At 40.9% G+C, this 12,056-nt stretch carries 9 protein-coding genes; all 9 read right to left on the reverse strand.

Annotated elements, in window-relative coordinates:
- Positions 1-114: 114 nt before the first annotated feature.
- The 9 genes from H6G83_RS13655 to H6G83_RS13695 all read right to left on the reverse strand — a co-directional run bounded on the left by H6G83_RS13655 (position 115) and on the right by H6G83_RS13695 (position 12,044).
- Positions 115-1,608 carry a flavin monoamine oxidase family protein gene (locus H6G83_RS13655; protein ID WP_190472822.1) on the reverse strand — a complete coding sequence of 498 codons (1,494 nt, stop codon included), beginning with the start codon at positions 1,606-1,608 and terminating at the stop codon, positions 115-117.
- Between the two features lie 148 nt (positions 1,609-1,756).
- Positions 1,757-3,010 carry a tryptophan synthase subunit beta gene (gene trpB / locus H6G83_RS13660; RefSeq protein ID WP_190472824.1) on the reverse strand — a complete coding sequence of 418 codons (1,254 nt, stop codon included), beginning with the start codon at positions 3,008-3,010 and terminating at the stop codon, positions 1,757-1,759.
- Between the two features lie 39 nt (positions 3,011-3,049).
- A complete protein-coding gene (gene trpA, locus H6G83_RS13665) occupies positions 3,050-3,856 on the reverse strand; it encodes a tryptophan synthase subunit alpha (protein ID WP_190472827.1) in 807 nt (268 codons plus the stop codon).
- Positions 3,857-4,103: 247 nt separating this feature from the next.
- The gene (gene trpC / locus H6G83_RS13670; RefSeq protein ID WP_190472829.1) at positions 4,104-4,988 is read right to left on the reverse strand and encodes an indole-3-glycerol phosphate synthase TrpC; all 885 of its coding nucleotides are present in this window, start codon (positions 4,986-4,988) and stop codon (positions 4,104-4,106) included.
- Between the two features lie 163 nt (positions 4,989-5,151).
- On the reverse strand, positions 5,152-7,356 hold the full coding sequence (locus tag H6G83_RS13675) for an anthranilate synthase (RefSeq protein WP_190472833.1): 2,205 nt from the start codon (positions 7,354-7,356) through the stop codon (positions 5,152-5,154).
- Between the two features lie 61 nt (positions 7,357-7,417).
- A complete protein-coding gene (aroF, locus tag H6G83_RS13680) occupies positions 7,418-8,518 on the reverse strand; it encodes a 3-deoxy-7-phosphoheptulonate synthase (RefSeq protein WP_190472837.1) in 1,101 nt (366 codons plus the stop codon).
- A gap of 366 nt (positions 8,519-8,884) precedes the next feature.
- Complete coding sequence (vioE, locus tag H6G83_RS13685; protein WP_190472839.1) at positions 8,885-9,523, reverse strand: violacein biosynthesis enzyme VioE; 639 nt, start codon at positions 9,521-9,523, stop codon at positions 8,885-8,887.
- An 83-nt stretch (positions 9,524-9,606) separates the two neighbouring features.
- Complete coding sequence (locus H6G83_RS13690; protein WP_190472842.1) at positions 9,607-10,755, reverse strand: tryptophan hydroxylase; 1,149 nt, start codon at positions 10,753-10,755, stop codon at positions 9,607-9,609.
- Positions 10,755-12,044: an FAD-dependent oxidoreductase gene (locus tag H6G83_RS13695; RefSeq protein ID WP_190472845.1), complete on the reverse strand. Its 1,290-nt coding sequence runs from the start codon at positions 12,042-12,044 to the stop codon at positions 10,755-10,757. The genes H6G83_RS13690 and H6G83_RS13695 overlap by 1 nt, the downstream gene beginning before the upstream one ends.
- Positions 12,045-12,056: the final 12 nt, after the last annotated feature.

The following is a 12,056-nucleotide window of genomic DNA, read 5'->3' on the forward strand; positions in this document are numbered from 1 at the left end:
TCTTTCAGAGACGCTAACGCGAACGGCGGGCTACGCCTACGCTAATCACTTGGCTTGATTAACGAAGGGCAGCGATGCCGTACCCACAGCGATCGCCAAGGGCAACAAAGCCTATCAAGCATACATGAGAGCTTTTTTGACTGCTGTTTGTTTATGGGTGACAATTTCATAGACTACTTCGAGTGCTGACTCAATAGATCCCTGAATCCACGCCGGGAACCTAGAACAGTGTTCGCCAGCAAACAAGAGTGTATTCTGCGGTCTAGCAGCTTCTAGATAATGAATATGGTGGTTAGATTCACTGCTTACATCGTCACCCCAAGGTATGGAGCATCCTCCACTACTCCATTCGTAACTACCCCAGGCGATGCTAGCCATATCCGTAACCATCTCAGGTGCTGCAATTTCCGGGTGAAGTTGGCTCACCACCTTTTTGACGTAGGCATAGCGCTCTTGCTCAGACATCTTTCCTAAGTAGTCAGCATCATCCCCGATGGTGTAACTAGCTAATAAGGCGCTACCTAAAGAGGGGTTGGTATTTACCGAAGGGTAATATGTCTGGCGGATGCCTTCACCGCTAAAAGAAGCCCCGCCTTTAATTCCATGCTTTTCCCAAAAGGGTTGGGCGCAGTGAAAAGCAACTTTGGTGGCTGGACAATAAGTGGTGTTATGGATTGAAGCGAGTTTGTTTTTGTCAAACCCCCTCAAGTCCATTTTGCGTAAGATTGAGAACGGGATCGTACACAACACATAATCGCAATGCCTTGTATGCAATTGCTGACCTTTTAACCAAGACACTTCAACGCCATCCTCTTGCACATGCAAACCTACTACCTTGTGGTTGCACTTGATCGGAGCCTTGATTACGGCTGCCAAAGAGTGAATGAGCTGATCCATACCGCCTTCAAGCTGTAATAAATCGTGGCTAGTCTCAACCAGGATGTCGCTAAAGAACATATCAAGTGCCTTACTACACTTAGCTCGAAAACCTGGGTTGGCTTTGATGAATCCATGAAAATCAATGCTTTCGTCATCTTTGCTGAAAAAAGGCTCTAAATCCAACCTCTCTAGCTCATCCATTAAGTGCGAGTTCAAGTCACGATCTAGACTTTCGCGCAAATTTCCAGGCGATATAGTATTAACAACTGTTTTTAACCAAGCCCCAAATAGCCGAGTTTTCTCACTGTAGCGAGTATCTAGAAAAATTCCTTGATAATGCTCCAGGGATATCCGAGGCCCGTCCTTCATGGAGAATATGTTTCGTTGGATATTGATTAAAGCATTTTGCTCCTCAAATACTGTGACAAACTTACGCAGTTTTTTCTCCAGCCCCATTTCTTGTATGTAGTGCAGGACGTGCTTATGTTCGCGGGGAATACGCATAGCTCCAAGTTCTGCATAAGGAGCTTTCGGATCATTCCCAAAGCGGTGAGTCCAGATTCTACCCCCAATGCGTGAACTGCCTTCTAAAATCTCGACTGTGTGACCTAATCGCTCAAGCTCATAAGCTGCTACCAACCCAGCAATACCAGCCCCAAGGATGGTTATGTGTTTGCTTTGTTGTGAATTTGACAGTTTGCAAAGATTAAGTATTGTCTTGGTGTCCATTTTTTAATTTCTCGAAATTACTATTTAGAAATATGATGTTGCCTAAATATGAGGTGAATTGGCGGTTGAAAACCCCTACCCCTCTAGAATCCTTATCCTGCCAGCCCTTCAGCTTAACAAGCCTGCCATTCAATCCAATCCTCAATACTTAAGGTTGATTGAGGTTGAGAAACTTGACAACAGTTTGTACATCTTTGTCTCCACGTCCAGAGAAATTGACTACAATCCGGGGACTACCAGTCAGTTGTGGGCAAAGTATTTCCAAGTATGCGATCGCATGAGCCGTTTCCAAAGCAGGAATAATTCCTTCTAATTGAGAAACCAGCTCAAATGCACTTAAAGCTTGTTCATCTGTGATACTGTAATATTCAGCCCGCCTAATCTCTTTGAGATAGCTGTGTTCAGGGCCAACACCGGGATAATCTAGCCCCGCACTGATAGAATGTGCCTCTACAATCTGACCATCTTCATCCTGTAGCACATAACTCATAGCACCGTGCAGAACTCCTACTCTGCCTCGTGTGAGAGTTGCTGCGTGCTTATCAGTATCAATACCTTCACCCGCCGCCTCAATTCCAATTAGACGCACAGATGGCTCATCTACAAAATCATGGAACAGTCCGATCGCATTAGAACCTCCACCTACACAAGCTAGAAGAATATCCGGTAGTCCTCCCCATTTTTCTAGGGCTTGAACACGAGTTTCTTGGCCGATTACTGCTTGAAAAAATCGCACCATCATTGGGTAGGGATGTGGGCCTGCAACTGACCCCAGAATGTAGTGGGTGGTTTCCACATTTGTCACCCAATCCCTGATTGCTTCTGAAGTTGCATCTTTCAGGGTTCCTGTTCCTGCTTCTACGGGTCTAACTTCTGCTCCCATCAACCGCATCCGAAACACATTCAGGGCTTGCCGCTCCATATCGTGAATACCCATGTAAATCACGCATTCTAGACCAAAACGAGCGCATACTGTGGCTGTGGCAACACCATGCTGACCGGCTCCTGTTTCTGCAACAATGCGCTTTTTGCCCATACGCTTGGCTAAAAGTACTTGCCCTAGAGCGTTATTAATTTTGTGCGCTCCTGTATGATTTAAATCCTCACGTTTGAGATAAATCTGCGGGCCTGTACCATCAGGTCTAGCGTAGCGGGCAGTCAGTCGTTGTGCAAAATAGAGAGGAGTAGCACGTCCAACGTAATCCCGCAGCATTTCCTGAAGCTCATTTTGGAATAGCGGCTCGTTGTGGTATTTCTGAAATGCCGTTTCTAATTCGGTAAGAGCCGACATTAAAGTTTCTGGTACGTACTTACCACCAAATTGGCCAAATCTACCAAGTGCATTGGGTTGCTGCTTGTTTAGTGGAGTTGAAAGAGCAATGGTTTGTGTGTTTAATAACATAAAAATCTCCAAAATTTTGTCGTGTAATTGTGTAAATATTTATCTCAAGACAGGGGTAATTGATGTCTTCAAATCTTTACTGAAATCTTTGATGGCTCGTAGTCCCCGCAAGGGTGTACCTTCTGCTAAACGTTGCACAAAGGCACTGCCGACAATGACAGCATCAGCACCCCAATCTCTTAGTTGACGAGCATGTTCTGCCTCAGAGACACCAAAACCAACACCAATAGGTTTGTTAGTCACACTCCGAATTACTTTGATCACATCTTGAACACGACTATCAATTTGGGAGCGCACACCAGTTACGCCTGTAACGCTTACAAGGTAAACAAATCCACGAGATTGACGGGCGATCGCTTCAATGCGCTCTTTTGAACTTGTAGGAGTTACTAACAAGGTAACTTCAATGCCAACAGCATCAGCAAGTTCTAGTACTTCTTTGGCTTCTTCCAAAGGTAAATCAGGAATCACTAACCCCTTAATTCCTGATGCAGCAGCTTGTTGGAGAAACTGCCCAATGCCCAAATTCAAGATTGGGTTATAATAAGTAAATAGAATAATTGGCGATCGCAAACTAGGAATGACTCTATAAGCCATTTCTAAAACATGAGCTAATCGAGTCCCTTCTTTTAAAGCACGGGTTGCTGCGGCTTGAATCATCGGGCCGTCTGCTAGGGGATCTGAGTAGGGAATTCCCAGTTCAATAAAGTCAGCACCGCTAGTATCTAAAACCCGTAAAGCTTCGGCTGTGATATCTAAACTAGGATCGCCAGCAGTTAAAAAGGGGATTAAGGCACATTGGTTTTTTGCACGTAAAGATTCAAAGTGTTGAGAAATAGAAGCCATATTGATAATCCACTCAAAGTTAATAATTACAATTTTTGGGTTACTTTCATGGAGAATTACTAGCAAAAATTCAGTTGAATATTTAAGTATTATTCATGTTTGCTCAATGCCTCTAAAAATCATAATTTAGGCATTAAACTCACAATTTTATAGTCATTTAAATTTGATGGTTTCTCATAATCACCATAAAACTAACGGAAGAACTATAATTACTTAAATTTTTGACTGAAGACTTAGGCGAATAAGCCTACTTATTTAGATTCAACAAACGATTTACAGCCTGTTCTATATCAGTTTGCCTCACTAAAGATTCTCCAACCAAAACGGCATCGGCTCCCCACCCGGCAACTCTAGCTAAATCAGCCGATGTATATAAACCAGACTCACTTACAATTGTTATCCCTAAGCTAGCTATTTTTTCTTGACGCTGTGTTATCAGGGATTGGGTTGTTGCTAAGTCAAGAGTAAAATCTTCCAAATTGCGGTTATTAATACCGATCAATTGTACATTTGGTAATGCCAGCACCCGGTCAAGTTCGCTGAGAGTATGTACTTCAATTAAAGCATTCATACCCAAATCTTGTGCAATTCCTATAAAATTCTGGAGAGCTTGATCGGATAAAATGGCGGTAATTAGTAACACTGCATCTGCCCCATTAACCCGTGCTAGATAAATTTGATATGGGTCAATAATGAATTCTTTGCACAACAATGGCAGTGCCACATTGTTTCTAATTTTTCGCAGATTCTCAAAACTGCCTTGGAAAAATTTATCATCAGTTAACACTGATAAGCAGGTAGCACCGCCGCGATCGTATGCTTGAGCAATCTTGATGGGATCAAAATCGGCACAAATGATTCCTTTACTGGGTGAAGCTTTTTTGACCTCTGCAATCAAAGTGGGTTTGTGAGGATTCTGTTGCAAAGCAGAGAGAAAATCCCTTGTTGGCAACGCAGCACTCACTTGATTTCTTAACACTTCTAGAGGGATCTGCTCACGTCTTTGAGCAACTTCTTGCTGTTTATACAATACAATCTCTGCGAGAATATGGCGTGATTTTACTGGTAATGCCGCCACTTGGTTGTTAATGGTAGTCAGAAACTCGGTTGTTTGATACTGACAATTGGACATATAGTTTTGAGGTGAACGAAATTTAGGTTAGTAGTTATTAATAAAGCAATTAAATACTACATCAACTTTCATGGGTGAATAAGTTCGTAGTCAGGACTAAAATCTTTAATGGAAACCTCACTACGAACCCAGTAAAGTTGTCTTGGCACAGTAGTAGAGTTAATTACTTGTAATTTGCGAGAACTGAGACAAGCTTTTTGGTTGTTAGTTCATTAACTGCATTTTGAATAATCTTCAGCCCAACCCCTCCCGCCAGAGTCATGATTGATTCTGGATGGAACTGAACACCCAAAATTGGCAGTGTTTGATGTTCGATAGCCATGATCACACCATCTTCGGCAATAGCTGTAACTTTGAGTTCTTTAGGAAGACTTTCTCTAAGAGCAAACAAAGAGTGGTATCTACCAACTTCAAATGATCGTGGGATATTTTGGAAAATGCTAGAATCAGCTTCTACGACAGAAACACGAGATAATTTGCCATGCTGGGGATAGTCGAGAACTCCTAGTTCACCACCGAAAGCTTCAACAATTGACTGTAATCCTAAACAAACACCAAAGATGGGGATTTGGCGTTTGAGGCAGACAGCAATTGTCTTTGTTATGTGGAAATCGCTGGGTCTGCCAGGTCCGGGAGATAACACAACCAAGTCTGGGCGTTCTGTATCAAAAACTGATTCTGAAAAGCCATGACGTAGTGTTTTGACTGTAGCGCCTGTTTGACGGATGTAGTTTGCTAAGGTGTGTACAAATGAGTCTTCATAGTCAATTAGTAAGACTCGTTTACCTGATGGGGTGCTAACTTGTTGATGGTTAATATTAGCGTTGTGTAAACAATCGGCAGCTTTATATTTAGCCTGATAGAGTGTCTGGAATAAAGCTGCTGCTTTAGTGAGCGTTTCTTGCGCTTCGGCTTCTGGGTCAGAGTCATAAAGAACTGTTGCACCCACTCGCACTTCTGCAATTGAATCCTGAAGTCGAATAGTCCGCAGGGTCAGACCAGTGTTGAAGTCGCCTTTGAAGGTTAGATAGCCGACAGCTCCACCATACCAACGCCGGGGACTATGTTCGTATTCCTCGATAAACTGCATTGCCCAGCGTTTTGGTGCGCCTGTAACTGTAACTGCCCAAAGATGGCTCAAGAAGGCATCTAAGGCATCAAACTCTGGTCGTAATATCCCTTCAACGTGATCTACTGTATGGATTAAATGACTGTACATCTCAATTTGGCGACGACCAATAACTTTAACAGAACCTGGTTCACAAATTCGAGATTTATCGTTGCGATCAACATCGGTACACATGGTCAACTCAGCTTCTTCTTTGCCTGAGTTGAGCAGCTTGAGAATTTGAGCCGCATCATCAATGGCATCTTTTCCTCGGCGGACTGTACCACTAATCGGGCAAGTTTCTACTCGTCTGCCTTCAACACGCACAAACATTTCTGGAGATGCACCAATAAGATACTCACCACCTAAATTTAGGAGAAATCCATAGGGGCTAGGATTTATTTGCTCTAAAGTTTGGAACAGTTCGCTTGGAGGATTTTCGCAGAATTCAAAGAAACTTTGTCCAGGAACAACCTCAAATAAATCACCACGACGGAAGTATTCAAGTGCTTTCTTAACTTGTTCCTCATACTCACCAGGTAAATGGTCAGAAGCTTGAGTAGGGGTATAACGTTTACCTTTGTAATCAATAATTTCTCCAGTGCGAGGCAGACCTTCAGTGCTACCGTACTTAGTTACAAATTCATACTGCAAACGAAATGCTTTTTGCTGATAGTAGTCAATAATTAACAGTTCATCAGGTAAATAAAGTACCAAATCCCTTTGGTCTTCTGCACGAGTTATATGCTTTGGCATCTGCTCAAACTGAAAAGCTAAATCATAGCCAAATGCACCGTATAGTCCCAAGTGTTCGTCCTCTGGACTGCTGAATACAGATAAAATCTCACGAATAATACTGAATACTGATGGCTGTTTACTCCTTTCTTCCTCTGAAAATAAATGTTTTGTTGTTTTAACGTATCCAGTTATAGAAGAGTTTTTTAAGTTAACTGCTATTAGTTGTGGGTGCTGATATAGGCGCTCTTGGAGATAAGGAAGCAACACCATGCCTCTCTGGTTATGTGCGGTGATTGTAAAGGAGTTAGAGCGAGTAACAAGTTCTAAAGGTGGATTAACAAAACCGATTCCCCATCTTTTATAACGCCCTGGATATTCATAGCTACTTTTGAACAAACCTCCACGTTGGGAATCAAGAGATGATAGGGTATCTTGAATAGCAGTATCTATTGAAGTCTCAATTACAAAGCGAGATATATAAATTTCACCTGCGGTTGTATAGTTATGGGTATCTAAATACATTAGCTAGTCCTCTCAAATTTATTAATGTAATTGCGAAAAATTTGAATCTGTTTAAGTTTCTCTAGATACTCATAGTGGTAGCAACTCTGGTGGTTGTTTTGGGTATTGTAAGTGGATAATTGTTGTGACTCCAACGACCAAAGAATTTACCCAAAACAACCATTTCTTTCATTAATTGGTCAAATGCTTCCAAAGTTAGAGATTGTGGGCCATCTGAAAGCGCTTTTGCTGGATTGGGATGAACTTCTATCATCATTGAGTCTGCACCAGCAGCGATCGCCGCCATAGTCATCGGTAATACAAACTCAGATTTCCCTGTAGCATGGCTAGGATCAATCATAATTGGCAAATGAGTTAGCGATCGCAATACTGGGATTGCAGATATATCCAGGGTATTCCTTGTATACTGGCGGTCAAATGTGCGAATCCCCCTCTCACACAAAATCACATTGGGATTATCCTCTGCCAAAATGTATTCTGCTGACATCAACCAATCTTCAATTGTGGCTGCAAGTCCGCGCTTTAAGAGTACTGGCTTACCTGTCGCTCCTACTTTCTTAAGCAGGGAAAAATTCTGCATATTCCGAGCGCCGATTTGGATCACATCTGCAACTTGAGCTACCTTGTCCAAGTCAGCTGTATCCATGACTTCTGTAATGATCCCTAAACCTGTAGCTTCTTTGGCTCTGGCTAATAACTCTAAAGCACTTTCACCATGACCTTGAAAAGCGTATGGAGATGTGCGAGGTTTATATGCTCCTCCTCGTAAAAACTGCGCTCCTGCTGCTTTGACTCGCTTTGCTGTTTCTACAATCATCTCTTCGTTTTCTACAGAACAGGGTCCGGCTACTACAACTAAAGGATGGTTTTGACCAAAGATTACAGGTTGATTTGGTGTGGATACAACTACCTCACTAACTTCACCATAACGAAATTCTAAAGAAGTCCGTTTAAATGGCTTATTTACCCGAATTATCTGCTCAATAAAAGGGCTGAGATTTTGAAGTTGTTTCGGATCAATTTCTGCCGTATCACCTACCAAGCCAATTATTACTTTATGCTGATTTTGGCATATTTTTGGGCTGATTTTATGACTACAAAGTTGTTCAAAAACACGGTCAATTTCTCCTGATGGTGTCTCTAATTTCATCACAATAATCATTTTATTTAACCTCCTTTCACTATGGTAATCATAGGTTTAGTTATAATTTATTAGTTTGATAATATTGTTTTTCAAACTCTCAAATATTAATCAGTCCAGTTTGTTTGTTTTATGCAAGATTATATAAGAGAGGAATTCATTTTGAGTTTTGATCCTCCACTTTTTATCAAGTTTTCATCTAGATTTTATGCAGTAGATTAGTTTTTGTATTGTTTTGTAATACAAAAATGGATAAAGCTAAAGGGGAAGGGTATAAAACCCTTCCCCTTTTACCCTTAACCGATAAGTGTTGTATACTATTACACTTGAAAACTGATACAAATACGTTGATAGAGGCGCAGCGCTCCTACAAAAAATCTATATGTCTCAAGATTTTAGGGAAATGGTATGACTATGAGTATTTAACGTTGAACTAATGTTTTGAAAATGCTCAAAAATATTAGCCGGAATAATATGTGTATTGAAGTTAGGAAAATCACGTACTGAGGCATGTTTATTTGGATCTCCAGTCATCATACGTATTAAATGATTTGTGCCTTGCTTAAAATAATAGGTTAAAGGAAATTTCCCCTGTCTGGTAAATGTCCAGGCATCTGTTTTCATTCCTAATATTATATGGCTGCCTGCATAAGTAGCATTATTTTGAATCAATATATCTTGTGTTATCAGTACTTCATAACATATATCCACATCATCTTTTAAAGGGATAGCTTGGTAAATACTTTGTTTGTTTATGTCTTCTCTAGTGTAGGTTATTTTAGTCTTATATCTTTGCCGCTCACCTGGGATAAATATCTCAGACATCCAGAGTCTATGTCCAGTTTCTTTTTCAGACCAGGGATTAAATAAACCATCTATGCGGCAAACATTGCGACGATAGTCAAACCAGCAATATCCTGAAGTAATCTGATCTTCTTCCAACATGGGTTGCCAATATGAAATATAGCTAGTACTCCATTGATCTGGAAGCATGGGTGGTGTATCGAGTCTTTTTTCAAATTCCATTGTTACTCCTTCGTGAGAGCGATCGCTAGTTTTTTCTCAATTATTTTCCGGCAATTTTTACAATGCTTGTCAATGCGTAAGTTCTATTTAGATACCTTTGCCCTAGCTCCTTCGCGTTTCAGCGCTTCACTCAGATTCTGACCAAGGGCAGCAGACAAAGGGGGTAAGGCGCTGCGACGTGCATTAAAACTTTCCGTAAGCTCCTTTGTGTTCATGTTTATATGGTCTTGAATATTTTCAAACCATAAACGACTTGCATTAGCATGATCGCGAAATAAATGCATAAGCGGTATAACTTTCGCGTTAAATGATTCTAGAGCAGATGGAACATCAGTATTTTCACTCAAGGCTTTGACTAGCATCTGTGCGCCTACTACTGCCATCGTTGTTCCATGTCCAATAGAGAAATGCCCTGATTGAAGTGCATCACCTAATAACACCAAGTTTTGGTCATAGGATGTTTGATGAGTGAGAGTCATAAAATTTCGCCACTTTAACCCCTCTTGTCCCAGCAGAGGACGACTTTCCAATTCATCTTCAAACACCTGTGCGATAAAAGTTGCAGCTTCTTCATCTGAAAGTTGATCAAGTCCAGCATTTAGATAGGTTTCTTCACTGCACTCAACCACAAAGGTACTCATATCGTTAGAATATTTATATGTATGTGCAATGAAAAGACCTTTAGGGTGAAGTTTGAAAATCAGGCTTAAATGATCAAAGATTTTACTGGTGGCATACCAAGTATATTTATTTTTGCCATATTCTATTTCCGGTTTCAGCGCCTCTCTAAAATAGTTAGACTTATGGTTGATTCCGTTTGATAACACGACCAAATCATAATTCTCTTGATTAAGTTCAAACTCAGACGTAGCAGGAGATGAATACTCAATAGCAATATCAAGCCGCTTACAGTGTTCTTGTAAAGAACGTAGCAGAGCGCGTCGTTCTACAGCACACATTGTTAGACCTGTGCTGATGATGTTGCTCTCGTTATGATGAACCAGCTTAAATTCGTCTAAATACTGAGCAGAGAGTTGATCGTAATCATCTAAATATGATAATGGGTTAGCTGGATGATGTGGTGCGCGACCAGGCAATACCACGCCCCATCCTACAACTTCCTGGGGTGTGTTTTTTTCAATTATTTTTATATCCCAGTCTGGTTTGAGTTTCTTCATCTGATAAGAAAACATTAATCCTGCTGGGCCTGCGCCAACAACTAGTATCTTCATTAATTTACTCTCCCTAATTTGTACCAAACGTTTTGATTTTTCTGAAAATTGTGCAACTCACTGTAAGGCATAGAGGTGAAGTAGAGTTTTTCTGCCATATCCGGCGGATAAATGTTCGGAAACAGATTGTGCATCATGCGTGTGTATTTGACACGCATAAAGAAAGTAGGATTTGAACAACTTAATACGTCATAATTAGCCTGTGCCATATATTGCATCGCATCTGCTTCTGCTTTTCTGAGTTGGGTAAATTCAGGTAGGCTTTTTTCAAAATCGTCATCATTTTTTTCCAATAGTTCAGAAAGTATTTGAGCATCTTCCAATGCCATATTCATTCCCTGCCCTAAAAATGGTGCTGTTGCATGAGCAGAGTCACCCAGTAATAATGCTTTGTTTTGGTAATGAAATGTACTAGACATGACATTGATCAAATCATTGCTCGGTTTTTCGATAAACTGTTTTATCATCTCATTGCGGATATCCACCGGCATCTGGGGGAGGTAGTGCAAAAATAATTGGGAAATATGTTCCCTATTTTGCATATGTAAGCTGATTTCCCCTTCATAAGGTAAGCAAATGGCAAAACTAATACTACCATCTGGAATAGTCGCTGCACGACCCGCAAGCAAGCCTTTTGAGTCCATTCCAAAGAAATATAATAAGTCTTTACGAAAGTTTAGTTTGTTAGCATCAGGTATAACTAAGGTTTTATAACCATGTCGAAAAAATGACTGCTGAAATTCAAAGCGACGGATAGTATTTTGCATGGCTTGACGAACTTTTGAACGAGCACCGTCCGCACCAATTATTAAGTCACCAGATATATTGTGAAAATCACCATTTTTATCTTCCGTAATGATAGATTTTTGGTCGAGATTAACATGAATACACTTGTGTTCAAAGTGATACGTTACGCCATTTATCAGAGCGTATTTATTCAGTAATTTTTGAAATGCGGATCTATCCAATGAAAGCGGCGATAAGTCCTCTATGGGAAGTAGTTTTCTAGTTTTAAATTTACCTGCCGCATAAAAGGACATACCAACTATGTACTCACCACACAAATCCAACTCTTTTTTGGGAATACCTGCGCCCAGAACAGCTTTTATTCCTCTTGCTGTCATACTGACACCAATTCCTTTGGAGCTTACTTGATCAATATATGAAGAGATGTCTTTTTGCGGATCGCTCCGTCTCTCCACTACATGAACTTCATGTCCTCTACGGGCTAAATAAATCGCGGCCAGCCCACCTGCCAGACCCCCGCCAGCAATAATAATTTTACTCATAATCAGCTTCTC

It is taken from the genome of Anabaena azotica FACHB-119, assembly GCF_014697625.1.
In the GTDB taxonomy this organism is placed as follows: Bacteria; Cyanobacteriota; Cyanobacteriia; order Cyanobacteriales; family Nostocaceae; genus Trichormus; species Trichormus azoticus_A.